This is a genomic window from Mesorhizobium monacense, from assembly GCF_056781675.1.
The window spans coordinates 5,268,805-5,294,666 of the sequence record NZ_CM165567.1 but is presented as its reverse complement, the minus strand read 5'-3'; the positions used below and the strand labels follow the sequence as shown (position 1 = coordinate 5,294,666).

The 25,862-nt window shown below is 63.9% G+C and carries 25 protein-coding genes and 1 pseudogene; 8 read left to right on the top strand and 18 right to left on the bottom strand.

Annotated elements, in window-relative coordinates; translation table 11 throughout:
- Positions 1–18: 18 nt before the first annotated feature.
- Both AC1RUK_RS25340 and AC1RUK_RS25335 read left to right on the top strand, forming a co-directional pair.
- A complete protein-coding gene (locus AC1RUK_RS25340; protein ID WP_436170498.1) occupies positions 19–915 on the top strand; it encodes a UTP--glucose-1-phosphate uridylyltransferase in 897 nt (298 codons plus the stop codon).
- Positions 916–1,080: 165 nt separating this feature from the next.
- Positions 1,081–3,465 carry a polysaccharide biosynthesis tyrosine autokinase gene (locus AC1RUK_RS25335; RefSeq protein WP_481838461.1) on the top strand — a complete coding sequence of 795 codons (2,385 nt, stop codon included), beginning with the start codon at positions 1,081–1,083 and terminating at the stop codon, positions 3,463–3,465.
- A 98-nt stretch (positions 3,466–3,563) separates the two neighbouring features.
- On the opposite strand, the gene AC1RUK_RS25330 is transcribed toward AC1RUK_RS25335, so the two are convergent.
- The 3 genes from AC1RUK_RS25330 to AC1RUK_RS25320 all read right to left on the bottom strand — a co-directional run bounded on the left by AC1RUK_RS25330 (position 3,564) and on the right by AC1RUK_RS25320 (position 7,598).
- Complete coding sequence (locus AC1RUK_RS25330; protein ID WP_481838462.1) at positions 3,564–4,328, bottom strand: metallophosphoesterase family protein; 765 nt, start codon at positions 4,326–4,328, stop codon at positions 3,564–3,566.
- A 152-nt stretch (positions 4,329–4,480) separates the two neighbouring features.
- On the bottom strand, positions 4,481–5,560 hold the full coding sequence (locus AC1RUK_RS25325) for an acyltransferase family protein (protein ID WP_481838463.1): 1,080 nt from the start codon (positions 5,558–5,560) through the stop codon (positions 4,481–4,483).
- 130 nt (positions 5,561–5,690) lie between these two features.
- Positions 5,691–7,598, bottom strand: a complete 1,908-nt coding sequence (locus AC1RUK_RS25320; protein WP_481838464.1) for a propionyl-CoA synthetase — start codon at positions 7,596–7,598, stop codon at positions 5,691–5,693.
- A gap of 197 nt (positions 7,599–7,795) precedes the next feature.
- On the opposite strand from AC1RUK_RS25320, the gene AC1RUK_RS25315 reads away from it, so the two are divergent.
- The 4 genes from AC1RUK_RS25315 (at position 7,796) to AC1RUK_RS25300 (ending at position 10,816) form a co-directional block, all read left to right on the top strand.
- The gene (locus AC1RUK_RS25315; protein ID WP_481838465.1) at positions 7,796–8,602 is read left to right on the top strand and encodes a DUF2259 domain-containing protein; all 807 of its coding nucleotides are present in this window, start codon (positions 7,796–7,798) and stop codon (positions 8,600–8,602) included.
- Positions 8,603–9,120: 518 nt separating this feature from the next.
- Positions 9,121–9,408: a PqqD family protein gene (locus AC1RUK_RS25310; RefSeq protein ID WP_436170504.1), complete on the top strand. Its 288-nt coding sequence runs from the start codon at positions 9,121–9,123 to the stop codon at positions 9,406–9,408.
- Complete coding sequence (locus tag AC1RUK_RS25305) at positions 9,408–9,833, top strand: lasso peptide biosynthesis B2 protein (protein WP_481838466.1); 426 nt, start codon at positions 9,408–9,410, stop codon at positions 9,831–9,833. The genes AC1RUK_RS25310 and AC1RUK_RS25305 overlap by 1 nt, the downstream gene beginning before the upstream one ends.
- The gene (locus AC1RUK_RS25300) at positions 9,830–10,816 is read left to right on the top strand and encodes a phosphoenolpyruvate carboxykinase (ATP) (RefSeq protein WP_481838467.1); all 987 of its coding nucleotides are present in this window, start codon (positions 9,830–9,832) and stop codon (positions 10,814–10,816) included. Before AC1RUK_RS25305 ends, AC1RUK_RS25300 begins: the two co-directional genes overlap by 4 nt.
- A 31-nt stretch (positions 10,817–10,847) precedes the next feature.
- On the opposite strand, the gene AC1RUK_RS25295 is transcribed toward AC1RUK_RS25300, so the two are convergent.
- Complete coding sequence (locus AC1RUK_RS25295; protein ID WP_481838468.1) at positions 10,848–11,867, bottom strand: nucleotidyltransferase family protein; 1,020 nt, start codon at positions 11,865–11,867, stop codon at positions 10,848–10,850.
- Positions 11,868–12,024: 157 nt separating this feature from the next.
- Here AC1RUK_RS25295 and AC1RUK_RS25290 point away from each other — a divergent pair, with 157 nt between their 5' ends.
- Positions 12,025–12,120: a putative RiPP precursor gene (locus AC1RUK_RS25290; RefSeq protein ID WP_481838469.1), complete on the top strand. Its 96-nt coding sequence runs from the start codon at positions 12,025–12,027 to the stop codon at positions 12,118–12,120.
- A gap of 44 nt (positions 12,121–12,164) precedes the next feature.
- Here AC1RUK_RS25290 and dhaK read toward each other — a convergent pair whose 3' ends face one another.
- The 14 genes and pseudogenes from dhaK to AC1RUK_RS25220 all read right to left on the bottom strand — a co-directional run bounded on the left by dhaK (position 12,165) and on the right by AC1RUK_RS25220 (position 24,921).
- Positions 12,165–13,151, bottom strand: coding sequence for a dihydroxyacetone kinase subunit DhaK (dhaK, locus tag AC1RUK_RS25285; protein ID WP_481838470.1), 987 nt, complete (start codon positions 13,149–13,151; stop codon positions 12,165–12,167).
- 33 nt (positions 13,152–13,184) lie between these two features.
- Complete coding sequence (locus AC1RUK_RS25280; protein ID WP_436170510.1) at positions 13,185–13,610, bottom strand: hypothetical protein; 426 nt, start codon at positions 13,608–13,610, stop codon at positions 13,185–13,187.
- Positions 13,611–13,618: 8 nt separating this feature from the next.
- Positions 13,619–15,220, bottom strand: coding sequence for a phosphoenolpyruvate--protein phosphotransferase (gene ptsP, locus AC1RUK_RS25275; RefSeq protein ID WP_481838471.1), 1,602 nt, complete (start codon positions 15,218–15,220; stop codon positions 13,619–13,621).
- Entirely contained in the window at positions 15,204–15,506 is a 303-nt protein-coding gene (locus tag AC1RUK_RS25270) for an HPr family phosphocarrier protein (protein WP_481838472.1), read from the bottom strand. The genes ptsP and AC1RUK_RS25270 overlap by 17 nt, the downstream gene beginning before the upstream one ends.
- Before the next feature lie 22 nt (positions 15,507–15,528).
- Entirely contained in the window at positions 15,529–15,918 is a 390-nt protein-coding gene (dhaM, locus tag AC1RUK_RS25265; RefSeq protein ID WP_481838473.1) for a dihydroxyacetone kinase phosphoryl donor subunit DhaM, read from the bottom strand.
- Positions 15,915–16,526: a dihydroxyacetone kinase subunit DhaL gene (gene dhaL, locus AC1RUK_RS25260; protein ID WP_481838474.1), complete on the bottom strand. Its 612-nt coding sequence runs from the start codon at positions 16,524–16,526 to the stop codon at positions 15,915–15,917. The genes dhaM and dhaL overlap by 4 nt, the downstream gene beginning before the upstream one ends.
- 70 nt (positions 16,527–16,596) lie before the next feature.
- Positions 16,597–18,240, bottom strand: coding sequence for a dihydroxyacetone kinase subunit DhaK (locus AC1RUK_RS25255; protein ID WP_481838475.1), 1,644 nt, complete (start codon positions 18,238–18,240; stop codon positions 16,597–16,599).
- Positions 18,241–18,321: 81 nt separating this feature from the next.
- Complete coding sequence (locus AC1RUK_RS25250; protein ID WP_481838476.1) at positions 18,322–19,335, bottom strand: ABC transporter ATP-binding protein; 1,014 nt, start codon at positions 19,333–19,335, stop codon at positions 18,322–18,324.
- Positions 19,328–20,440: an ABC transporter ATP-binding protein gene (locus tag AC1RUK_RS25245; RefSeq protein ID WP_481838477.1), complete on the bottom strand. Its 1,113-nt coding sequence runs from the start codon at positions 20,438–20,440 to the stop codon at positions 19,328–19,330. Before AC1RUK_RS25245 ends, AC1RUK_RS25250 begins: the two co-directional genes overlap by 8 nt.
- A 3-nt stretch (positions 20,441–20,443) precedes the next feature.
- Positions 20,444–20,650: a hypothetical protein gene (locus AC1RUK_RS25240; protein ID WP_436170518.1), complete on the bottom strand. Its 207-nt coding sequence runs from the start codon at positions 20,648–20,650 to the stop codon at positions 20,444–20,446.
- Positions 20,647–21,597 carry a carbohydrate ABC transporter permease gene (locus tag AC1RUK_RS25235; protein ID WP_120012003.1) on the bottom strand — a complete coding sequence of 317 codons (951 nt, stop codon included), beginning with the start codon at positions 21,595–21,597 and terminating at the stop codon, positions 20,647–20,649. Before AC1RUK_RS25235 ends, AC1RUK_RS25240 begins: the two co-directional genes overlap by 4 nt.
- Positions 21,594–22,541, bottom strand: a complete 948-nt coding sequence (locus tag AC1RUK_RS25230) for a carbohydrate ABC transporter permease (RefSeq protein WP_481839399.1) — start codon at positions 22,539–22,541, stop codon at positions 21,594–21,596. The genes AC1RUK_RS25235 and AC1RUK_RS25230 overlap by 4 nt, the downstream gene beginning before the upstream one ends.
- A 108-nt stretch (positions 22,542–22,649) precedes the next feature.
- On the bottom strand, positions 22,650–23,981 hold the full coding sequence (locus tag AC1RUK_RS25225; protein ID WP_481838478.1) for an ABC transporter substrate-binding protein: 1,332 nt from the start codon (positions 23,979–23,981) through the stop codon (positions 22,650–22,652).
- 251 nt (positions 23,982–24,232) lie between these two features.
- Positions 24,233–24,921: pseudogene (locus AC1RUK_RS25220) on the bottom strand (PIG-L deacetylase family protein).
- A gap of 26 nt (positions 24,922–24,947) precedes the next feature.
- Here AC1RUK_RS25220 and AC1RUK_RS25215 point away from each other — a divergent pair.
- Positions 24,948–25,838, top strand: coding sequence for a DMT family transporter (locus tag AC1RUK_RS25215; protein ID WP_481838479.1), 891 nt, complete (start codon positions 24,948–24,950; stop codon positions 25,836–25,838).
- The last annotated feature ends 24 nt before the right edge of the window (positions 25,839–25,862 follow it).

The following is a 25,862-nucleotide window of genomic DNA, read 5'->3' as shown; positions in this document are numbered from 1 at the left end:
CCTCAGAAGGAATTTGCAATGAAGAAAGTCAGGAAGGCAGTCATACCGGTGGCGGGGTTGGGAACGCGGTTCCTGCCGGCGACCAAATCGATGCCTAAGGAAATGCTGCCGGTGGTCGACAGGCCTGTCGTGCAATATGCGGTGGACGAGGCCTTCGAGGCCGGCATCGAGCACATCGTCTTCGTCACCGGCCGCAACAAGGCAGTCATCGAAGACTATTTCGACCTGCATCCTGAACTGATCGGAACCCTGGAACAGACCGGCAAGAAGGCGCAGCTCCAGTCGCTGGAAAGCCTGCTTCCGGTGGCTGGCGCCACCAGCTTCATCCGCCAGCAGTCGCCGCAGGGCCTCGGCCATGCGGTGTGGTGCGCGCGCGAAGTCATCGGCGACGAGCCCTTCGCCCTGCTGCTTCCCGACATGGTGTCCTTCGGCGGGCGCGGATGCCTTGCCGAAACCGTCGACCTCTATCAGCGCACCGGCGGAAATGTCATTGCCGTCGAGCGCTGCGATCCCAGCGAAACCAGCAAATACGGTATCGTCGGCCGCGGCGCCGAGGTCGGCAGCGGCTTCGAGGTGACCGGCATGGTCGAGAAGCCGGCGCCCGCCAATGCGCCGTCGAACTTCTACATCAACGGCCGCTACATACTGCAGCCCGAGATTTTCGCGCTGCTCGGCAACCAACAGCGCGGCGCCGGCAACGAGATCCAGCTGACCGACGCCATGGTCCGCCTGTCGCAGTCACAGGCCTTCTTTGCCCAGCCTTTCAACGGCCGCATGTTCGACTGCGGTTCGAAGGAGGGATTCATCCAGGCCAATGTCGCATTCGCCCTGGCGCGCGACGACATGAAGGGACCGATCTTCGAAATGCTTCAGGAGTTCGTCCGGTCGCATGAGCGCCGGGAAGAAGCCGCATAATGCCCATTTTTTGGGAGTATGTGCGACGATGATGGCGCGACATACGCTGCCGCGCTTGGCCGATCCGGCCAAGCGCCTTCTGGCATGAATGTTGCGTGGTCTTTTCTGGTGACGACGCCAACCTTCGAAGGCCGATAGCGCCTGCAACCTGGAATTGGACCGACGATGAACTATGCCAACTTTCCTCTCGACAAGAGGGTGCCTTTGCCCGGTACAGACGCGGAAAAGGGCGAAGACTTCATCGACATCGAGCGCCTGCTCGGCATGGCTGCCCGGCAGGCCAAGGTGGTGGCCGTGTGCGCGATCATCGGTCTGTTCATGGGCGCGCTCTATCTGCAGACCACGCCCAAGCAGTATATATCGGTTGCCAGTGTGCTGATCGACGAGGGCCTGAACAAGGTCGTCGACGACATCTCGGCGGCATCGGCCACCATGCAGACCGATGCCTCTCTGCTCAGCCAGATCGAGATCCTGACCTCCGCGCGGCTGGCCTCGGTCGTGGTCGACAAGCTGAAGCTTGACCAGAACCAAGAGTTCATGAACCCTCCGACGTCTGCCCTGGCGAAGGGCATCGGCTTTGTTCGCGGGCTGGTTGGCTATTTCCGTGGCAGTTCGGGCTCGGACATCCCCGGCCTCGAAAATGTCGACGCCGCGACGCGCGAGGCCATGATGGCCACCGCCCGCCGCGACTACGCGATCCTCAAGCTGCAGAGCGAGATACTGGCGCAGCGCAACGGCCGCAGCTACGTGATCGACCTTGGCTATCAGTCGACGGACCCGGCGCTCGCGACCGCTATCACCAAGGCCTATTCCGAGGCCTATCTCGCCGACCAGCTCAATGCGAGCTTCGACGCCACCGAACGCGCGGCGGTCTGGCTGCAGGGCCGGTTGACCGAGCTTCGCGAAAGCTCGCAGAAGGCCGCCCTGGCGGTCGAGATGTTCAGGGCCGAGCACGGGCTGTCCGCGGGCAGCGACGGCCAGCTGATCAGTGACAAGCAACTGTCCGACCTGAACAGCCAGCTCATCGTCGCGCAGGCCGACACGGCGCGCGCCAGCGCCCGCTACCAGCAGTACAAGACCATCGTGGACAGCGGCTCGGACAATGCGTTCCAGGACTCCGCCATATCGAGCGACCAGCCGGCCAGCTCGGTCATTGCCACGCTCAAGACCCGCTATCTGACCGTCTCCAAGCGGCTGCAGGATGTCGAGGCCAATTTCGGCAAGGATCACCCCCAGGCGGTAGCCCTTGCCAAGGAAAAGGCCGATGTGTCGGCGCAGATCTTCGGACAGCTGAAGCAACTGACCGAAAGCTATCGCAACGATTATCAGGTGGCGCAGGCGCGCGAGACCGCGCTCAAGGAGAAGATCGCCACCGCCGCCGGCAAGAGCTCCATCGACAACCAGTCGCAGGTCAAGCTGCGCGATCTCGACCAGCAGGCGACGGCGCTCACCACGCTCTATCAGACATTCCTCAGCCGCTATGAGGAAGCCTCCCAGCAGCAATCCTTCCCGGTCGGCAAGGTCCGCATCATCTCCGATGCGACAATGCCGCTGTCGGCGGCGGGCCCGCGCACATCCAAGGTGCTGGCGCTTACGCTCGTGCTTGGCGTGTTGTTGGGGGCTGGATTTGGCGGCTTGAACGAGTTCAACGAACGGTTCTTCAGAACCGGCGAGGACATTCGCGATCGCGTCGGCCTCAAATTCCTCGGCTATCTGCCGACGATCGGTGGCGGCAAACCCGGCAAGGACGCCAAGCCGGACGATGTCCAGGCCGATGCCAAGATCGCCAGCCTGTCGGCCGCCGAGAAACGGGCGCGCATGCGGGTCAGCATCGACGCTCCGGCCTCGATGTTCGCCGAAACGCTGCGCAACGCCAAGATCGCCTTCGACGTCGTCATGGAAGGGCAAGGCAGCAAGGTCATCGGCGTGATCTCGCTGCTGCCCGGCGAGGGCAAGTCGACGGTCGCGGCCAATCTGGCCGGATTGCTTGCCGCCAATGGCGCCAAGACGCTGCTCATCGACGGCGACTTGCGCAATCCCGGTCTCAGCCGCAGCCTCGGCATGGAAACCGAACAAGGGCTGATGGAAGCTGTCGTCAGCGGCCAGACCTGGCAGTCGGTCGGCAAGGTCGACCGGCAGACGAAGCTGGCGATCATCCCGGCCGTCCTGCGCGGCCAGTTCTCGCACACCAGCGAGCTTCTCTCCTCGGCCGGCATGCGGCGCTTCATCGAGAACGCCAAGGAGACGTTCGAGTACATCGTCGTCGATCTGCCGCCGCTCGGTCCCGTGGTCGACGCCAAGGCCTTCGCTCCGCTGGCCGACGGTTTCGTGCTGGTCACCGAATGGGGCCGCACGCCACGCGCGGTGGTGCGCTCGCTGTTGGAATCCGAGCCATACGTCGCCAACAAGATCGTCGGCGCGGTGCTGAACAAGGTCGATCTGAAGAAGCTGGCCAAATACGGATCGCTCGGCGGTTCCGAGAAGTTCTTCGACAAATATTCGACCTACTATCTGGACAAGTCGGAAACGCGCACCAGGGCGGCCGCTTAGAGCAATTCCAGGAAAAGTGCGTAGCGGTTTTCCGTCCGGAATTGCGTGAAAACAAATACTTAGAGCGGGTCAGCGGTTTTATGAAAAGCTGAACCGCTCTAGGAAAATAGCAGCTTGCCATATTTGCTAGCGATCCTGACCGCGGTCAGCCGTCCGCTCTGAAAGGCGCCGGTGTCGATGCCGAGCCGGTGCCCGTCGAGCGTGGGAACGTCCACGATCGTATGCCCGTGCACCACCCATCGGTCGAGCAGATGGACGTTGTCGAAGAAGTCGGCGCGGATGCTGAGCAGGTCGTCTTCGTCCTGCTCGGCGAGATCGATGCCGGGCCTGATGCCGGCATGGACGAAGACGAATTTCCTCGAGCAGACCATGACCGGCAGCGCGCGCATGAAGCTGACATGGCTGGCGGGAATGACCTCGCGGATGCGCCGGTCGACCGCTTCGCTCGAACTGTAGAGATTGCCCAGATGCTGCGCATCGACCCCGTAGGAAAACAAGGTTTCCAGTCCGCCCGTCGCCAGCCAGGGTTCTCGCGAAAGATAGCCGTCGAGATAGTTCAGCATCGCCACCTCGTGGTTTCCCGCCAGGCAGACGCGCAGGAAGCCCCTCGGCGGCGGCGCCGTGAGATGGTCGAGCACGCGTTTGGACTGCGGCCCGCGATCGACATAGTCGCCAAGCATGATGATGATCTTGCGCCCGCGGAAGGGCAGCGCATCGAGCAGGATCTTTTGCTCCAGCGAACGGAGTTCGTTGTAGCACCCATGCACGTCGCCGATCGCATAGACGACCGTATCCTGCATATCCATCTGCAGCCGCTCGCGCGGCGCGGCGCGCGGCTTTCTCGATCGCTGGAACAGGCTCACGGATTGAGGCTCGGTGCTCGCACAGGTTTTTCTGCGTTAGGGAGCATGACACACGGGGCACGCATGAAATCTCGATACCATGCTTGGCGCCGGAAATTCCATACCGGTGAGGAGCAGGCCCTGTCTTGGTAAATAAGTGTTGGGAGCGGCGTTTATGCCGTCCTGGGCCTGTAGCGGAAGACGGTATGGTCGAGCAGCAGCCTTATGCGCGGTTCGGCCTCTATCGCCACCAGCCAGCTCGCGGCGATCATGGTCGCTCCGACAGCTGCGATCGATAGAAGGTACGGCACCCCGGCGCGGACCAGGGCGCCGAGCATGGCGGCGCCGACGACGTCATGGATGAGGTAGAGCGGGTAGGTCATCAGCCCGATCCGGCGCCAGCCGCGCCAGGACAGGTTAAGCCGCAGCGACCATGCCATCAGTCCCGTGGCGACCAGGAAGATGAGGATCGGCGGCGCATAGGGCATCGCGGCTTCGACCTTGATGCTGTGCACGTCGACCGAGCTTGCGATCTGCAGCACGCCGCCGGCCAGGAACAGCGCGGAGAAACCGAGGCGTGTTCCCGTCACCGCCTTGAACCGCATCAGCCACAGCATCACGCCGACGGCGAAAAAACAGCCGTGATGCACCAGCGCAAGCTGGAGCCAACGCGTCTCGGCGAGATCGGACAAATCGAGGGGATAATAGAGGCACCAGAAGATCGTGCTGATCAGCCCGATCGCGATGGCCACGGTTTCCATCCGGTCGAAGCGGCCGAGCCGCAGCAAGGTCCAGACCACGGCATAGAAAGCGATTTCGATGCCGAGCGTCCAGTAGACGCTGTCGACCCACGGATCGAAGGGAACGAACAGGCCGGTGCGAACGAGCCGGATCACAGCATCCGTCGGCCAGCTGAGGTCGACCAGAAGCAACACCGCCGCGGTGATCGGCGCGCATACCCATACCGCCGGCGCCAGGCGCTTCACCCTTGCCTCGAAGAACCGCAACGGCGTCGAATTCTCGGCGCTGAAAGCGATGACGAAGCCGCTGATGACGAAGAACACCTGCACGCCGACCCAGCCGGAGCCTAGGAAGTCCATTTCCGGGTGCGCCGGGATGCCGCCAGTGGCGCGTGCCGAAACACCGCCGGGGAAAGCCCAAACCCAGTAGCCGTAGTGGTAGAACATCACGAGGACAGCGGCGAGAAACCGCAAGATGTCGACGCCGCCAAATGTAGTCTTTTGCTGAGCCATGCCGTGTCATCGGGTGGCCCCCCACGCAAACCTTAAGGTCTATTGCTGCAATGCACAACAGACGATTGCAATGCGGGACAAATTCGTGAATTCGCCCTGCATCACCCGCTTGCAGCGCGCTGAAGGCGGCCTACAGGCCTATGCCGCGCCCCTTCAGCGCCGCTGTGATCTCGTCAAGGATGACGGGGTCGTCGATGGTCGCCGGCATCGTCCATTCTTCTTTGTCGGCGATCTTCTGCATCGTGCCGCGCAGGATCTTGCCGGAACGCGTCTTGGGCAGGCGCTTGATCGTCACCACCGTCTTGAAGGCGGCGACCGGACCGATCCGTTCGCGCACCAGCGAGACCACCTCGCTTTCGATGGTGCCGGTGTCTCGCCAAACACCGGCGTTGAGCACCACGAAACCGAGCGGAACCTGGCCCTTCATCTGATCGGCGATGCCGATGACGGCGCATTCGGCAACGTCCGGATGCGCTGAAAGCACCTCTTCCATGGCGCCGGTCGACAGCCGGTGGCCGGCGACGTTGATGATGTCGTCGGTGCGGGCCATGACGAACAGATAGCCGTCCTCGTCCATCATGCCGGCGTCGGCCGTCTTGTAGAAGCCGGGGAATTCTTCGAGATAGGCCTGCCGGAAACGGGCGTCGGCATTCCACAGCGTCGGCAGGCAGCCGGCCGGCAGCGGCAGCTTGACCACGACATTGCCCAGCGTGCCGCGCGGCACCTCATGGCCGGCATCGTCTAGCACACGGATGTCATAGCCGGGCATCGGCACACCCGGCGAGCCGTATTTCACCGGCAGCAGCCCGAGCCCGGCCGGGTTGATGGTCATCGGCGAGCCGGTCTCGGTCTGCCACCAATGGTCGACCACCGGTACCTGCAGTTTCTGCTCCGCCCATTTGATGGTTTCCGGGTCGGCGCGTTCGCCGGCGAGGAACAGCGTGCGGAATTTCGACAAATCGTATTTCGGCACGAATTCGCCGCGCGGATCCTGGCCCTTGATGGCGCGGAAGGCGGTCGGCGCGGTGAACAGCGCGACCACGCCATGCTCGGCGATCACCCGCCAGTAGGTGCCGGCATTGGGCGTGCCGACCGGCTTGCCCTCGAACAGGATGCTGGTGCAGCCATGCAGCAGCGGGCCGTAGACGATGTAGGAATGGCCAACCACCCAGCCGACATCGGATGCCGCCCAGAACACCTCGCCCGGCTTCACGCCGAACTCGTTTTCCATCGTCCATTTCAGCGCGACCATGTGGCCGCCATTGTCGCGCACGATGCCCTTCGGCTGGCCGGTCGTGCCTGACGTGTAGATGATGTAGAGCGGGTCGGTGGCAAGCACCGGGACGCAATCGACATTGGCGCCCGCCGCGCGCTCGCGGGCAACGGCGTCGGCATAGTCGATGTCGTAGTGGTCCTTCAATTCGCAGGGCAGCTGCTCGCGCTGCAGGATCAGGCAGGCTTCCGGCTTGTGCCGGGAAAGCTCGATCGCGGTGTCGAGCAGCGGCTTGTAGGCGACGGTCCGCCCGGGCTCCAGGCCGCAGGAAGCGGAAATAATCAGCTTCGGCCTGGCGTCGTCGATGCGGGTGGCAAGTTCGTGCGAGGCAAATCCGCCGAAGACGACCGAATGCACGGCGCCGATGCGCGCGCAGGCAAGCATGGCGAAGGCCGCTTCCGGCACCATCGGCATGTAGATGATGACGCGGTCGCCCTTGCGGATGCCGCGATTCTTCAGCACCGAAGTCAGCGCCACCACTTCGCGCTTCAGTTCGGCATAGGTGAATTTCCTGACCGTGCCGGTGATCGCGCTGTCGTGGATCAGCGCGATCTGGTCGGCGCGGCCACCCGCCACGTGACGGTCGACGGCATTGAAGCAGGTGTTGCAGGTGGCGCCATTGAACCAGCGGCCGTAAACGCCGGCTCCTGCGTCGAAGACGCTGTCAGGGGGCGAATACCAGTCGATCGCCTTGGCCGCCTCGGCCCAGAATTGTTCCGGGTCGCGTTTCCAGCCTTCGTAGACTTCATGGTAGCGTGACGCCATCCAACTTCCTCCCAGGAAAATTTGCCGTCTTGCATTAGCCTATGCCGTTTTTCGAAACCATGTCTTCCCGGAATTTCATTGATGTCCGATCTCGCCTTGGGGAGGGATATCCGGCACCATGGTCTCGGGGGATCACGATGCTGCGGCAAACAACGTTTGGCTCCGCGGCTGCTGCACGGTGATACGAGGGGAAGAAAATGCAACGCCATTGGCAATTCGTCATCCGGCCGCTGTTTGCAGCGGCGATCAGTACCGCACTGGTAGTCCTCGCCGGAACCGCCCATGCCGGCGACGCGGCGGCGAGGCGGATCATCGGCTTCTCGCCCGACGGCACCTACTTCGCCTTCGAGCAGTACGGCCAGCTCGACGCCGGCGCCTCCGATTCAGGCTATTCGGAGATCGACATCATCGACACCCGCACCGATCAGTTCGTCGGCGGCAAGCCCATTCTCATCGTTGACGAAACGGAGGATGCGACGCTGACCCTCGAACAAGCGCGGGCGCAGGCTGCCGCGAAAACCGCACCCATCCTTGCCAAATATGCCATCGCGCCGCGCGGCGAACGGATGGCCTTCGACAAGTTCACCTTTCCTGAGGACATGGTTGCCTACAACGACATCGCGCGCCTCGAACACGTCTCGCAGAAATGGCTGTCGCCGGCCTATGACGAGCTCAGCATCTCGACCATCCAGCTCGACCAGATCCTGGCCGCGAGCACGACGGATTGTTCGGCCAGTTTCGATGAGACGCAGGATACGGCAGGAAAAGCCCTCGGTTTCCGCCTGTCGCTGCAGGGCCAGGACGGCAAGCCGTTCAAGCTCCTGCACGAGGACAAGACTGTCCCTGAGTCAAGGAACTGCCCGACCTCCTACAGCCTGTCGGAAGCCTATGAATTCACCCCCGACGGCAAGCCGGCCGTGCTTGCCGTGCTCGTGCAGCGTTTCAGCCAAGGCTTTGAGGGGCGCGACCGCCGCTTCATCGCCGTGACCGGCCAGGCACGCTGACCCGGCCCGGGCAGGCAGTCCGCAAGCTCTCATGCGCCCCGGAGGCGTTAGTGTCGGTCGATGGTATCAACGGTTAAAGCGGCAATGCCGCCAGCATCAGGCCGACGCCCCCGGCTATCAATATCGCCGCCGCCAGCGCCTTCCGATGACGCTCGAACGCTGTCGGCGCCCGTTCCCAATTGTAACGCATACTAACTACTCCCCTGGGCCCCCGGCAACTTTTAGCTTACCTTGGGGAACAAAAGCAACTCTCGGCTGCGTTGCTTCGCCGGCTTGACAAGGCCTGCCATTGATCGGCACGTACAATGATCGATGAATTCGGGGGTTCCAATGAAGAAAACTTACGAAAAGCCTGTGTTGACCAAGCGCGAGAGACTGTCGACCGTGGCGGCTACGGTTGTCAGCAGGTAGCTGACGCAAGAAGCCCGCTTCAGCGATAGAAGCAGCCCGACGATAGACAGCACCGCGCTGCCGCGCTAATTGCTCTCCAGCTAGCGTACATGGTCTGGGGAGGGCCCATGGTCGAAATCGCGTCTGAAATGGTTCTGCGGCTGGCGGACGACGCCTCGGTGCAGCATGTCGGCGACGGCGCCGTCGTGCTTCTGGCGCGCAGCGGCCAGCTCTATACCTGCAACGGCACCACCGAAGCTTTTCTCGACAAGGTCGACGGCGCGCGCAGCCTTGACCAGATCGTCGATCTGCTGTCCGACGAGTTCGAGGTCGACAAGGATATGCTCGACCAGGACATGGCGGCCCTGGCCGCCGAACTGGTGACGGAAGGTATCCTCGCCGATCCGGGGGCGTGATGGCTGAGGGACCGTTCCTGCGCGCGCTGTTTCGTGCCCATCTATGGGCCAGCGCGCGGCTGATGCCGGTGCTGATCGGCCAGCGCGATTTCGAGACCGTGCTGAAATGGGCGCCGCTCAGCGCGCCGACCCCCTATCTCGGCCTGCCCTCCGCCTACATCGTCGCCAGCGTCAACCGCACGGTCAGGCGTCCCTGGCTGATGCGCGACCGCAGGTGTCTCAGGGAAGGCCTGCTAGCGCATCGGTTCCTGCGCCTTGCCGGCTTCGACCCGGATCTGCGCTTCGGCGTCGACCCGAAATCGATGCATGCGCCACGCATGTCGGCGCATTGCTGGGTCTGCCTCGACGGCCGGCCGGTGGTCAGCGACAGCCTGCCCGGCATGGTGGAGATCTATCGTCACCACGCCGAGGGCAAAACCGCTTGAGCGGCTCGGCCGCAGATGCCTGCTACGCCCTTGACGGACAGGTCATCGCCGTCTCGGCCGAACGCGCCGAACTGTGGCGGGAGTTGGACCGCATGCTCGGCACCCTGCGCATCACCGGTCCGGTAGAGCCGGGTTTTCACGTCAGCGTCGTCGAGACGCTTTCACTGCCCGAGACGCCGGACGGGACACTCGCATTCGACGGCGAGGTGCCCGAGGACGGCCATTGCCGCATGATCGACGGCGGCGACATCGTCCATCTGATTTTCCCCGGCCGCCAGACGGTCTCGATCCATGCCGGCGAGTGTCGGGCCGAAATCCGTGTCCGCCCGGATGCCAAGATTGCCTGGACGCTCTGGATGCTGATCCTCGACGCCGCGCTCGATGCCGGCGGCCAGCATATGCTGCACACGGCCGGCCTGACGCTGCCTGACAGCGATGCCCTGGTTCTCATCCATGCGCCCAGCGGCACCGGCAAGACGACGACATCGCTCGCTCTGGCTTCGCAGGGCTTCGGCCTTTGCTCCGACGATGCCATGATCCTGAATGTGGCGTCAGACAAGGCCGTCGCCTGGGGCCTGCCGCGCCATGTGAAGATCCACCGCAGGACGGCCGAACTGGTCCCGCTCGTCGCGCCCTGCCTCGGTCCCTCCTGGGACCGCAATGGCGAACAGGCCGTTTCGCTCGAGCACCTCGGCAAGATCATCCGCGTCGAAGGCCCCGGTGCCCGGCCGGTCGCCGCACTCCTCCATCTTGCACGCTCGGCCGATGGCCAGAACCGGCTGGTTGCGATGGCCAGGACCGACGCCATGGTGGCGCTGGCCGCCGACAATGTCAGGACCGGCATGACCGGCCTGCTGCCGCTGCAGAAGCGCCGGCTGGCGACGATCGCCAGGCTGGTCTCGACGGTTCCGACCTTTACCCTGGAGGTGGGCGCACAACCTGCCGACGCGGCATCCTTGATCCGCTCGGCGTTAGCCGGCTGAAGGCCGGATCGGCTGACCGGCTTATTCGGGGTCAGGCGCGATATGGCCTTGGCTTCGCCAATCTCTGGACCCAGCGGAAGGCATCGCGTCGCAGGCGCGAACGCATCCTGTCCCTTGAATTGACGCCGAGCAGCGTATCCCTGGTGATCAGCCATCTGGCGAGCCGGATGCCGAGATCGGGCCTGATCCGGTTGGCGAGTTCGAGTGCGCGGGGCGCGTCGAACAGCCGGCCGGTCACATCGAGCACGGTCGCCAATTCAAGCTCGATCCCGGTCATGCGCGCCGCCTCGAGCAGGCGTGCTTCCGCATCAGGCGTCTGCAGCGCCCGCACCCCTTGCAGCACGTCGACGCAAAGCTGCAGCCGGTGGAACTTGTGTCCGCCCGAAGCGTGGACGATGGCGATGGTGAGCAGGGCGGCCGGCGTGTCGGTTTCATCACCGTCGATCGCGTGCAGTTCCTTGAATCCCAGCGACAGCCGACGCCGCATGCCGGAATCATGCACCAGATTGCCATGCAGCTCGATCAGCAGGCTGGAATTCTCCTTCTCCAGCCATTTGAACTCCTGCAGATCTTGCGACTGGACTTCGCCGCTGCACAGCCGGAAACCGGATGCCGCGATCACCCGGTTGGCGTCGCTGAGTCGGGCCGGCTCGACCAGGATGTCTATGTCGGTAAAGGGGCGGTCGACGACATTGCGGTACAGCTTTCGCGCAAAGACCGGACCCTTGACGATCCGCGCCGGGATCTTGTCCGCGGCGAGCGCCTTCATGATGCGGTCGCCATGGTATTGCAGCAGCATCGATTGTCCGGTGATCAACGTCGACTTCTGGCGCAGATCGGATAGCGTCTCCAGCAAGCCGGCATCCCGAGGCATACGCGCGTCGCCGCACTCCCGCAGTTTGCGCAGCATGATCGGCAGCACGCCGTGAAATTCGGCATTGGCCAGCAGGGCCAACAAAGTCTTAGCTGTCGGAACCTCGGCCGTTCGAGCCTCCGGGTCCGCATAGTTCAGCAGCAGATTTTCATCGGCGGGCGCAAGTGGTGGCAGCATCAACCCTGTCGGCGTTTTGCGCATTGGAAGACAATGTTGCGAATATGGTTGCAGAAAAGCACCACGGAAACCAGCGTGGCGGCGCCGAAACTGGCGCCGGAATTGACTTTGCCAAGGGTCATCCTCCATTCTTGGCGCAGAATCGGAGGTTATCCGGATGACCAAGAAGAAGTATGTGGCGCCGGTGCTGTGCATGGCTGGCAGATTGTCCAGCGTCACGGCGGGCAACGGCAGCTCAGGCCCGGTACTCTGATCCAAGGATTTTGACGGCCGCCTGACAGACCGTCGCGGTGCGGGCTACATTCCCCGGCGCAGCGCAGCTGTATGCACGGGCGCGTCCCACAATGCGGTCGTCTCGGCGTCGAGCATGGTCAGCGTGATCGAGCAGCCGGCCATGTCGAGTGATGTGACATAGGATCCGACCAGCGAGCGGGTCACTGTCACCCCGTGCTTCTCGAAAATAGTCCGGGCGCTGTTGTACATCAGGTAAAGCTCCATCAGCGGCGTGCCGCCGAAGCCGTTGACGAACAACAGCGCCGAGCCATTCGCCTGGTCGCCGAGATCGCCCAAAATCGCGGTAAAAATCTCCTCGGCGATGGCATCGGCGCTCTTCAAGGCATCGCGTCGCCTGCCGGGCTCGCCATGGATACCGACACCGAACTCCATCTCGCCATCGCCGATATCGAAGGTCGGCTTGCCTGCCGCCGGCACCGTGCAACTGGTCAAGGCCACGCCCATCGAACGCGTCGCGCCATTGACACGTTCGCCCAGTGCCTTCAGCGCTTCCAGCCCCATGCCTTGCTCTGCCGCCGCACCGAGGATCTTCTCGACCACCAGCGTGCCGGCGACGCCGCGCCTGCCGGTCGTGTAGGACGAATTCTCGACCGCGACGTCGTCATTGGTCACCACCTGCATGACGCCCTCCGACATTTCGGCCGCCATGTCGAAATTCATCACGTCGCCTTCATAGTTCTTGACGATGAACAGGCAGCCGGCGCCGGTGTCGACGGCCTGCGCCGCCGCCAGCATCTGGTCCGGCGTCGGCGAGGTGAACACCTGGCCGGGGCAGGCGGCATCCAGCATGCCGTGCCCGACCAGCCCGCCATGCAACGGTTCGTGGCCCGAGCCGCCGCCCGAGATCAGCCCCACCTTGCCCGGCTTCAGCACCTTGCGGCGGACGAATTTGTGCTCCTCGCCCAGCACAAGGATGTCGGCATGGGCGGCGACGAAGCCATCGAGGCTTTCGGTCAGCATCGTGTCCACCGAATTCAGGAATTTCTTCATGGTGTCCTCCCGACACACTTTTGCTTAGGACGGTCAGCCGCTGCCCTTGCCGGCGATGCTGGTGATCTTCTGGATGAAATCGTTGATTGCACGGTCGAGCGCCGCGTTCTGCTTGTCGTCGCCGAAATCGGGAACGATCAGCGACACATGCCGAGTTTTGCGCAGACCCGATGCCACCGACATCTTGCCTGGATGCGCCTGGTGGTAAGCGGTGAGAAACTGGTCGCGCTCGGCCTGACTGAAGTGGCAGACGGAAAAGATAGCCGGCAAATGTTTTGACGGAATCGGGATCGAATAGGCCGGGCTGGAGATCTGGGTGACGAAGCTGCGATGCTTGCCGAGCGCATCGGCAAGGCGCTGGCGCATGCCGGACGGGCGCTGGTCGATGACATGCGACAGGATCGTCTTGTAGGCGCGGATCGCTTCTTCCGAACCGGGTTCAGGTGTCTTGTCGACCATGCCGGCGCCTAGACGGTTACGTCCGCGATGGCCGCCTTGGCCATGGCGAGTTGGGCCTGCGCCACCGAGAGGTCGCGCAGGCCGGCTTCGAGCAACGCCGGGATCGATGCCGGGTCGCCGCCGGCATCGCCGCACAGGCTGACCGGTATTCTTCGCTGCTCGCCGAAGGCCACGACCGAGGCGATCAGCCGGAGCACGGCCGGATGCCTGATCGAATTCAGATGCGCGACCGAAGCATTGTCGCGCGCCGCCGCCATCACATATTGCGTCAAATCGTTCGAACCGATCGAGAAGAAGGCGACATCGGCGAACGCCTCGGGCGCGATCGCCACCGACGGCACCTCGACCATGATGCCGAGCGGCGGCATTTTGTGCGCGACACCGCGCGCGGCAAGCCCGGCCTGCTCCTCCGTGAACAGGGCTGCGGCGCGCGTATATTCGTCAGTGACGGCAATCATCGGAAACATTACCTTCAGATTGCCGTGGACGGCGGCGCGCAGCAATGCCCGCATCTGCACGCGGAGGATTTCGGGCCGCGCCAGCGACAGCCTGATGCCGCGCAAGCCGAGGAACGGGTTGCCTTCCTCGACCGTGAAGCCCGGCACCGGCTTGTCGCCGCCGGCATCGACGGTGCGGATGGTCACCGGTTTTTCTCCGGCCCATTCCAGCACCTTGCGATAGGCACGGTACTGCGTCTCCTCGTCCGGCAATGTCTTGCCAAACAGGAACTCGGTGCGCATCAGCCCGACGCCGTCGCAGGTGGCGATATCGATGCCGTCGACGTCGGACGGATCGGCGATGTTGACCTGAACCCGCACAGCCGTGCCGGCCTTCGTCACTGCCGGCCGCGCCAGATAGGTTTCCGCCTTGTCGCGGCGTGCCGCGAAGGACGACGACGACCGGCGGAACGCCTCGATCTCGGCCGTCGACGGCGACAGCACAATGCCGCCATGCTCGGCGTCGAGCAGGGCCACGCCGACGGGATTGGCCGGCGAAGCGCCTGGCCCTGCCGCCCCAAGCCCGACAACCATCGGCACGCCGCGCGAGCGCGCCAGCATGGCGACATGGCTGGCAGCACTTCCGGCTTTCAGCGCGATGCCGCCGCCAGAACTCCAGTCGGTTTCGAGAAAGCGTGTCGGCGCGATGTCCTCGCCGTAGAAGATGGCGCCGGCAGGTGCCGCGCTCTCGTCGTCCTCGGTCAAGGCGCGCAGCACCTGGTCCCTGATATCGCGCAGGTCGGCGGCGCGCGCCCGGAAATAGTCCTGGTCGGAGGTTTCGTAGCCGGCGATTTCGGTATCCAGTGCCTGTCGCCATGCCGCATCGGCAGGTTGACCGGAGGCGATCGCCGCAAAAGCCGGGCCGCTCAGCGCGTCGTCTTCCAGCATGGCGATCTGGAATTCGAGGATCCCGGCGGCCTCGCTGTCGGCGGTCTCGATCAGGCCGCCAAGCCGCCTTGTCGCCATGCCGATTGCTGTCTCCAGCGCGGCCTTTTCATCAGCTACGGTCGCCTTGACGGTGTAGTGCGAGGCGGTGCGGTCGAAACTGAACAGCGGCCCCTCGGCGTAGCCGGCCGAGGCGGAAATCCCCTGCAGCCTAAGCGGTTCGGGCATGGTCCGCGCCCTCGTCGAAATCGCGCCGAACCAGCTCGACCAGCGCGCCGACCGCCTCTCCGGCGCCGTCCCCTTTGGCCCGGATATGCAGCAGCGTGCCTTTCGGCGCCTTGGCCGCCATCACCTTGACGATACTCTTGGCGTCGAACCACGGCCCGTTGGCGGCGAGCGCCACCTCGACCTCGGCCGCGAACGTCTTGGCGAGCTTGGTGAACTTCACCGAAGGGCGCGCGTGCAGACCGACCTCGTGGGTGATCAGGACGGTGGCTTCGGTGGATGCGGACATGCTTGTTAAAATTCCTGTTCGTTCACGACGGCGACAATTCGTGCGCCGTCGCCACCACTTCCTTGAGCGAGGCGCCGCCGGACGCCTCGGTCGCGGCCATCACCGCGCCTTCGACAATCGGTGCGTTGCAGACGATGATCTTCTGCGCGCGCGGCTCGCCGATCATCTCCACCGCCATCTCCGAGTTGGTCTCGGCGCCGCCAAGATCGACGAGAATGGCCACGCCCGCTTCCGACCATGCCTTTTCGATGGCACCCATGATCGCCTCGACGCTGGTTCCCAGCCCGCCATGGCCGTTTCCGCCGCACCATGCAAGCGGCACTTCGTCGCCGACCATCTGGCGCACCATGTCCGCCGTGCCTTGGGCGACCAGCGGCGAATGCGATACGATGACGATGCCGACATTGCTCATGCGTGCCTCTCGATTGTCTCGGCCACCGCCCGTACCAGCAGTGCGGTGGAGCGCGCCCCGGCGTCCATATGGCCGATCGAGCGGTCGCCGAGGAACGAGGCGCGCCCGCGCAAGGCCTTCATCGGCACCGTGGCCTCCGCCGCTTTGTCGGCAACGCCGGCAATCTGAGCCGCTGTCTTTCCCTCAGCCAACGCCTCATACACCGGCTGCAGCACGTCGAGCATGGTTTTTTGTCCGGTTTGCGACTTGCCGCGCGCAGCCACGGCTTCGATGGCCTTGCCGAAGGCGGTGGTCAGCATGGCACGGTCCGGCTCGGCCGAAATCTCCTTGCCCAGCGCCATGAACAGCGTGCCGAACAGCGGTCCGGAAGCACCGCCGACGGTCATCACCAGCTTGGTGCCGATCGCCTTCAGCGCCTCCGGCAACGGCTTTGCCGCGAACGCCTCGGTCTCGGTACGCACCGCCTCGAAGCCGCGCTTCATATTCAGCCCATGGTCGCCGTCGCCGATCGCCTGGTCGAGCGCGGTCAGCTCGTCGGCATGCGCCGCGATCGTGTCCGCCACTGCTGCGATCAACCTGGAAAGATCCGATGCCGCCAATGCCACCATGCTCCCGGTTCCTGCTCTGTCGGCAGTGTGGAAAGGATACGTGCCCGACATGTGCAGCATCGCCTTCCTGTCAGGCCGCCGCAAGCAAGGCGGCTGCGGCCGCGAAGACTTCGGCTACGGCACAGGCGCCGGGGTCGACGACGCCGTAGAGCTGGCTGCCGACATAAGCGGACCGTCCGGCCTTGGCCTTGCGCATGGCGGCAGTGGCCTCGGCGCCCCGCTGCGCCGCCGCCGCGGCGTCTTCCAGGCCGCCGGTGTCGAATGCTTTCAGGGCGGGCTCCAGAGCATCGATCATGGTGCGGTCGCCTGGCCTGGCGCCACCATAGAAAATCATCCGGTCAAGGCCGGAAAGCAGCGCCTTGCTCACGCCGGCGCCGCCCTGCAGCGCCTGTGCCGCGGCGGTGAAGAAGATCGACAGCAGCACCCCGCTGGAGCCGCCCATGGACTTGCTCAGAATATCGCCCACCTCGCCAAGAGTCGCGGCAGGGTCGGCGAGCGGCAGGGTGCCAAGCCGGTCGAGCACACTGCGCGCGCCGGTCGCCACTGTCGAGCCGGTGTCGCCGTCTCCTGCCTTGGCATCCAGTGCGTTCAATGTCGCTTCAAGCGAGATCAGCCGCTCGCAGATGGTGACGACAAGGTGCTCGGTGTGCGCGTCCTTGCTGGCATCCCTGGCGGCGTGCCGAACAGGTGCACTTGCCACCGGCACTATCACCGGCGCACGAACGGCTCGCGCCGGCATCCAGGCGTGCGGCGCCACCGGCGCCCGCAGGGCCGCCTCGCGTCCCGTATCGAGCCGGATCAGCGACAGCGAAAAGCCGTTCATGTTGAGCGCCGTCATCAACGGCCCTGGCCCGACGGTAAGCGCCACCCGTGCCGCCAGCGGCGAGGCAAGCACGGCATTGGCGACAAGCGCCATCTCGAGCGGTGGTACGGAGCCGAGATTGTTGATCAGCAACGCATAATCGGCTGCGGGATCGAGCCGAGCGGCGATGCGCTCCACCATGATCGCGACCAGTTTCTCTGCACTCTGCACGGCAATGCGTTCGACGCCCGGCTCGCCGTGAATGCCGAGGCCGAGCTCGCCGTCGTCGGCCCCCAGTCTTTCCTCGTGCGGCTGACCCGGGATCGAGCAGGACGAGAGCGAGATGCCGAGCGAAACGATATCGGCGGCCGCAGCGCGCGCCGCCGCCGCGACCGCCGTCAGATCATGGCCGGTCTCCGACAGGTGCCCGGCGATCTTGTGCACGAATAAGGTGCCGGCGACACCGCGCGGCTGGGCGATGTCGGGCAGCGCGATGTCGTCGGCGACGATGACCATCTCGACGCGAAAACCTTCGGCGCGCGCCTTCTCGGCGGCCAGGCCGAAATTGAGGCGATCGCCGGTATAGTTCTTGACGATGAGCAGGCAGCCGGCAGGGCCTGTGACGGCGCGAATGGCCGCCAGCACCGCTTCCACGCTCGGCGAGGCGAAGATCTCGCCCGAAACCGCGGCCGTCAGCATGCCCTTGCCGACAAAGCCGGCATGCGAGGGCTCATGGCCGGCGCCGCCGCCTGAGACGACACTGACCTTCGTCTTGTCCCAGTCGGCGCGCAGGATGACCTTTATCTCGGGATAGCCGTCGAGACGCGCCAGATCGCCGGCGCCGATTGTCCTGAGCAAACCGTCCAACGCTTCGGTGACGATCGAGTCCCTGCGGTTGAAAAAGTGCTTCATCGAATTCGTCCCGTCCCGTGCCGCGTCAGTCAATCAGAAATCCGGCGTTGCAAGGTTCCGGATGGAAACACTTCGAACCGCTCACATCAGCCTCTGCCCGTCCGCACCGAAATAAAGCGGCGCCCGGTAGCGGATCGTGACCTTGTCGCCCTTTTCGAGAGACGTGTCGGGGTCGGTCAACGTCACCAGTCTTTTGGCCCCGACCGTCACATGCAGATGGTTCTGGTCGCCCAGATGCTCGACCCAGTCGACGACGCCGTCGGCATGGCCATTCGCCGCCTTGTCGATCGAAAGATGCTCGGTGCGAGCACCGATGGTCTTGGTTCCGGCCGGGGCGCCGCCATCCGGCAGCAGCCCCGCCGGCAACAGATTGATCGCCGGCTGGCCAAGCCGTGCCGCGACATGAAGGTTTGCCGGCTCCGAATAGATCGTGCGCGGCGTGCCGATCTGCACCAGAACGCCATCGGCGAGGATGCCGATGCGGTCGGCCATGGTCATAGCCTCGATCTGGTCGTGGGTGACGTAGAGCATGGTGGCGCCGAGCTCGGCCTGGATGCGCTTCAGCTCGAGCCGGAGATCGCCGCGCAGCTTGGCGTCGAGCGACGATAGCGGCTCGTCCATCAGATAGATTGCCGGCTTGCGCACCAGCGCCCGGCCGATGGCGACGCGCTGCATCTCGCCGCCCGAGAGTTTCGTCGACCGGTTGGAGAGCTTGTGGTGGATGCGCACCATCCTGGCCACGTCCTCGACGCGGCGGCGGATCTGATCCTCCGGCATCTTTCGCGCCGGCGAACGCAGCGGGAAGGCAAGGTTGTCGTAGACCGACAGATGCGGATAGAGCGAATATTGCTGGAAGACGAAGGCGGTGTCGCGCTCGGCCGGCGACAGCGCCGTGGCATTATGGCCGCCGATGTAGATCGTGCCGGCATCCGGCCGTTCCAGCCCGGCGATCAGCCGCAGCGTCGTCGTCTTGCCGGCGCCGGTCGGCCCGAGCAGCACGACGAATTCACCGTCGGCGATGTGCAGGTCGAGACCGCTCACGGCAAGCTGCTCGCCGAAGCTCTTGCTCACGTTTCTGATGTGCACGTCAGCCATGCTGCGCTCTCCCCTGGGAGGCCGAGTCATGGATCGCGGTTCTGACCGCGCGCCCTGACCCTTTGTCGAACAGCGACAGCCGCGCGCTGTTCAGCGAAAGGCCGACATGGTCGCCCGCGGCGAGCCGGATTTCGGCCGGCACCCGTGCCTTGATGATGCCGTCCGCGGTCTCCACCGCGACGATCTGCGTGGTGCCGAGATATTCGGTGCCGTAGATGGCGCCGCGCAGCTTCGAGCCATCGTCGAAGCGGATGTGTTCGGGACGGATGCCGAGCGCCATGTCGGCGGGCGCGACATCCTCGCGCACCTCCGGCACCGCCACCTTGGCGCCTTGCACGACGATCTCCTTCGCGCCCCTTGCCAGTCCGCCGTCAAATGCCAAAAAATTCATCGGCGGCGAACCGATGAAATCGGCGACGAACATGGTTGCGGGACGATCGTAGATTTCACGCGGCGTGCCGAACTGCTCGATGACGCCATGGTTCATCACCGCGATCTTGTCGGCCATCGACATGGCTTCCATCTGGTCGTGGGTGACATAGACCGTGGTGGCATGGATGCGGTTGTGCAGCTCGCGCAGTTCATGGACCATCAAATCGCGGAATTCAGTATCAAGGGTCCCCAGCGGCTCGTCCATGAGGAAGCACTTTGGCCGGCGCACGATGGCGCGGCCGAGCGCGACGCGCTGGCGGTCGCCGCCGGCAAGGCCGGAGACGGATTTGTTGAGCAAATGGTCGATGCGCAGCAGCTTCGCCGTCTCTTCGACCCTGGTGCGGATTTCAGCGGAAGGCATTCCCTGCGCCAGCAGCGGAAAGCCGATGTTCTTGCGCACATTCATGTGCGGATAGAGCGCGAACAGCTGGAAGACGAAAGCGATGTCGCGCTCGCGGGCGCGTCGCATGGTGACGTCCTCGCCACCAAGCAGGATGTTGCCGCCGGTCGGCAATTCCAGCCCGGCGATCATGCGCAAGGTCGTCGTCTTGCCGCAGCCCGACGGCCCGAGCATGACGAAGAACTCGCCATCCTCGACGACGAAGCTGGAATCCTGCACGGCGACGAAATCGCCGAAGGCTTTCCTCAAATTCTGGACGCGGATTTCGGCCATCGTCTACTCCGGGAACTTCGAGACGACTATGAACATCGCCGTGCCGAAAAGCATGGTGATGAAGGAATAGGTGTAGAGCGACAGCGCGAAGGGTTGGAACAGCATCAGGAAGCCGATGGCGATGATCGCCGTGGCGATGTTTTCCATCAGTCCGCGCCGGGCCCAGGCAGGCCAGCGGGATTTGCGTTTCGTCGGTTGGGTCAGGCTCATTTGCGCACCGCGCCGAAGGTGATGCCGCGCAGCAATTGCTTGCGAAGCAGGATGGTGAAGACCAGGATCGGCACCAGGAAGATCGTCGTGCCGGCGGCCACCGCCGGCCAGTCCTGGCCCCCTTCGCCGATGATGGTCGGGATGAAGGGCGGTGCGGTCTGCGCCGTGCCGGAGGTCAAGAGCGCTGCGAACGCATACTCGTTCCAGGCAAAGATCAGGCAGAAGATGGCGGTCGCCGCGATGCCGGTTGTCGCCTGCGGCAGCACCGTGCGCCAGAAGGCCTGCAGCCGCGTATAGCCGTCGATCATCGCCGCTTCCTCATATTCGCGCGGGATCTCGTCGATGAAGCCTTTCAGCAGCCACACCGCGAGCGACACGTTGACCGCCGTGTAGAGCAGGATCATGCCGAGTGCGGTGTCGGAGAGGCCGAGCTCGCGGTACATCAGATAGATCGGGATCGCGACCGCGATCGGCGGCATCATGCGCGTCGACAGGATGAAGAACAAAAGGTCGTCGGCCAAAGGCACCTTGAAGCGCGAGAAGCCGTAGGCCGACAGCGTGCCGAGGAACACCGCGCAGAAGGTCGAGCCGAAGGCGATGATCAGCGAATTGACGAAGCGCGGCAGGAAGTTCGACGGGCCGGCGATCACCATGTTGCGCTTGCGCACAGTCTCGTCGCAGAAGCCGGTCGCCGGTCCGAGCGAATTGATGTATTCCGGCGTCTGCCTGGTGCGGGTCGTGAACAGGTTGCAATAGCCTTCGATGCTCGGCTGGAACACGACCTTCGGCGGATAGGCGATCGAATCCGGCGGCGTCTTGAAGCTGGTGGCGAAGATCCACAGCAGCGGCACGATCGAGATCAGCGCATAGGCGACGATGATCGTGCCGGCGATGAGCTTCGCGTTTGCCGAAGGTGCGACGACGGAATGGGCTGTGGTCAGGCTCATCTCTGCTTCACCTTGTTCAGCGCCTTGACGTAGATGTTGGCCAGCCCGAACACGGCGACGAACAGGATGATGGCGAAGGCCGAGGAATAGCCGGTGCGCCAGCTTTCGAAGGCCTGCCGCTTCAGCGTGATCGAAGCGACCTCGGTGGTCGAGCCCGGACCGCCGCCGGTCAAGAGATTGACCATGTCGAACATTTTGAAGTTCTCGATGCCGCGAAACAGCACCGCCAGCATGATAAAGGGCAGCGCCATCGGCAGCGTGATCGACCAGAACTGCCGCCAGTTGGAGGCGCGGTCGACCTCGGCCGCCTCATAGATGTATTCGGGAATCGAACGCAGGCCGGCGAGGCAGATCAGCATCACGTAGGGCGTCCACATCCAGGTGTCGACGATGATGATCGACCATGGCGCCAGCGAGACATTGGACAGCATCTGGATGTCCGTCGGCGGAATGCCCGACACGAACGAGATGGCGTAGGCGAACAGGCCGATCTGCGGCTCGTAGAGGAAGCGCCAGAAATTGCCGACCACCGCCGGCGACAGCATCATCGGCACCAGGATGATCGTCGTCCAGAAGGCATGGCCGCGGAATTTGCGGTCGATCAGCCAGGCCAGTGTAAAGCCGATCAGCGTCTGCAAAAGGATGGTCCAGAACACGAAATGCGCCGTCGTCTGCATGGCGATCCAGATGTCCTGGTCGCCGAGAATGCGCCTGTAATTGGCGAGACCGAGATTCTTCACCACCTCATTCGGGCGGTTGGCCCGGTAGTTGGTGAAGGACAGGTAGATCGCCCAGAACAGCGGGAAGATGTTGATGGCGAGCAGCAACAGGATCGTCGGCGAGATGAACAGCCAGGCGAGGCCTTTGTCGCTGATGCCCCGGACTCGGCGGGCCAACGGCTCAGGCGTGGCCCGGGCAACGCTGTCCGCAGTCCGATTGAGCATGGTGAGTCCTGCTTCGGTCACTTTAAGTCTCGACAATGGAATTTATCTGAACTGCGTCCCGTGCCAAGGGCGGCACGGGACGCTCGGGTCGAGCTCGGGAGGAGCCGTTCACATCTTGCCGTCGTCCTGGAAGACCTGCGTCCAGTCCTTGACCAGGCCGTCAAGCGCGTCCTTGGCCGAACCCTGGCCGGCGACGACATAGTCGTGGAAGCGCTTCTGCGAGGCCTGCAGCAGCGGCGCGTAGCTCGGCTCGGCCCAGAAGTCCTTCACGATGGCCATCGAGTCGAGGAAGGTCTGCGCATAGGGCTGGCTGGCCGGGAAGTTCGGGTCTTTCACGACCGCGTTGAGGCAGGAAAAGCCGCCAAGCGACCACCACTTGGCCTGCACGTCCTTGTTGGCGAACCACTTGATGTATTTCAACGCCGATTCCTGCTTGTCGGAATAGGAGACAACCGAGATGCCCTGGCCGCCGAGCTGGGCGAACTGGTCGCCGTCGGGACCTTTGGGATTGGCGAAGTAGCCGATCTTGTCGCCACCGACATTCTCGTCCTTCTGCAAGCCGGGCCAAGTGAAGGCGAAGTTCATGTGCATCGCCACCTGCCCGGATTTGAAGGCGTCGACGCCTTCGCCCATGTAGCTGTTGGAAGCGCCGGGCGGCGTGCAGCAGTCATAGAGCGCCTTGTAGAACTCCAGCCCCTTCACCGATTTCTCGGAGTTGACGAAGCCGTCCATCTCGTAGGGCTTTTCGGGGTTCTCGTATTTGAAGCCGAAACTGTAGAGCACATCCATGGCGCCCATGGTGATGCCTTCCGAGCCGCGCTCGGTATAGATTGAGGCGCCGTACACCGTCTTGCCGTCGATTTCACGCTTCTGGAAGAACTCGGCGATCTGCTTCAGCTGGTCGAAGGTCGTCGGAGCGGCGAGATCCCAGCCATACTTTTCCTTGAACTCCTTCTGCAGTTCCGGCTTGGAGAACCAGTCCTTGCGGTAGGTCCAGCCGACGACGTCGCCCATGGCCGGCAGCGCCCAGTAGTTCGGCGAATTCTTCGGCCATTCCGAATAGCCGACCACGGTCGCCGGCACGAAGTCGTCCATGCTGATCTTCTCCTTGTCGAAGAAGTCGTTCAGCTTGACGTAGTGGCCGTTCTCGGCCGCGCCGCCGATCCACTGGCTGTCGCCGATGATCAGGTCGCACAGCTTGCCCTTCGAATTGAGCTCGTTGAGGAAGCGGTCGGCGTAGTTGGTCCACGGCACGAACTCGAACTTCATGCCGATGCCGGTTTCCTTGGTGAAGTCCTTGGACAGTTCCACGAGTGCGTTGGCCGGGTCCCAGGCTGCCCAGCAAAGCGTCAGGTCTTCCGCATGCGCGACATTCGAGACGGCTGTCGACGCAAGCATCGCCGAGGCCAGACCCAACGTCAGTTTCAAGGTCGATTTCATGCCTTCCTCCCATTTGCGAAACGCGTCCGGATGACGGTTTCAAGAGCCCGCTAACCCCTCCTCCGGGGCCCAAACATGGCGGCGCGATGGCGCGGCGAATGTTTAGTAATTTGTTTAGTGATGCAATTTTTACTAAACAACGCAAGCGAATTCGTTGCTGCATTGCAACATGGTTTGCGAAGGCCTTGAGCTGGCTAAGAAATTTTTGGAGGAGCGTGGCCGTCAGAGCGCTCTGCGTGCCGGCAGCCGGCTTACGTGACCGTCTTCGCGCTGACCGTCACCGGCCGGATCGCCGGCCCGGCGGCAGCAGGGCGCGGATGTCGGCGAAGGGGAACACCGGCTCGAAGCGGAACGCTTCGGCCAGTGCACCCGGCGCGCCATTGCACTGGCCGGCGCGAAAAGCGTTCTGCACGCGCGCCGCATCGACGAAGCGCTCGGGATCCTGCGAGCGATGCGCCCGGATCGCCTGGGCCTTGATGTCGGTGTGCGCGGAAATGTCGACATAATGCGTCGGCGAAAAGCCGGTGCCGCCAAGCGTGTCGGCATGCAGCACCGGCACGGTGAAAGACGCGGCGATTCGTACCCCGTCCGAAAGCGCGCGGTGTTCGCCGTGATAGTCGTTCGGCGCATGGGTGATGATTAGATCGGGCTTCACCTCGCCGATCAGCGCCTTAAGCGCCGTGATCAGGGCGGCGTCGGCGACGAGCGCCCCGTCGGGAAAGTCGAGGAAGCGCGGCGCAACGCCGAGCAACCCCGCCGCCGCAGTCGCCTCCTCCCGGCGCACGCGGGCAAGCGATGCCGGATCGCCGCGGCCGCCCTTGGCGCCGTCCGTGGCTATGGCGAAAGTCAGTTCTGCGCCTTGCGTGGCATAGGCGGCCATCGTACCGAACATGAATATCTCGATGTCGTCCGGATGCGCGCCGAGCGCCAGTACCCTCACTCTACTCTCCCCGGAAATGGAACAACGTGCCGAACGGTATCCTGCTCGCCCTGATCGCCTATGCAAGCTATTCGTGCAACGACGCCGTTGTCAAAAGCCTGGGCGGGCAGTTCACCGTCTTCGAGATCGGCTTTTTCTCGACGCTGTTTTCCGGCTGTTTCCTGCTCTTCACCCGGCCGAACGGCGAACGCTGGCGTGACTTCTGGCGCACCAGGCGGCCCTGGGCGGTGCAGGCCCGCGCCTGGGCCGGCATCGCGTCGGGCGTGCTCAGCGTCTATGCCTTCACCACCATCCCGCTGGCCGAAGCCTATGCGCTGATCTTCCTGGCGCCGCTCTGCGTCACCATCCTTTCCACCGTCATCCTCAAGGAGAAGGTCGGCCCCTGGCGCTGGCTTGCCGTGGTCGCCGGTTTTGCCGGCGTCATGCTGGTCGTGCGGCCGGGTTTTCGCGAGCTGCATCTCGGCCACCTTGCTGCCTTTGGCGTCGCTTTCCTCGCCGCCGCCAGCGTCATCCTGATGCGCTCGCTGGCGCAGCAGGAAAAGCGCACGACCATGCTCGGCGTGCTGATCGGCTACGGCCTGGTCTTCAACGGCATGGGTGCTGCCGCCACCTCGTTCACGCTGCCCGACGCCAGGCAGCTTGTATGGTTTGTCATATCGGGTGCCTTCACCTCCTGCGGACAGCTGCTGCAGCTGCTCGCGGTCAAATACGCTCCCGCCAACCGCATCGCGCCGACGCATTATTCGCAGATCGTCTGGGCGGTGATCCTCGGCGCATTGTTCTTCCGGGAATACCCGGATGCCCTGTCGCTGGTCGGCCTCGCCGTCGTCGGTGGCTCCGGCCTGCTGACCATGGTGCGCGAGGAGGTGCGGCTGGGGACGGTGCGCTGGAACCCGTTTTCTCGGACTCGGCTTTGAGCCGGCCGGAATGACCCGGTTGCA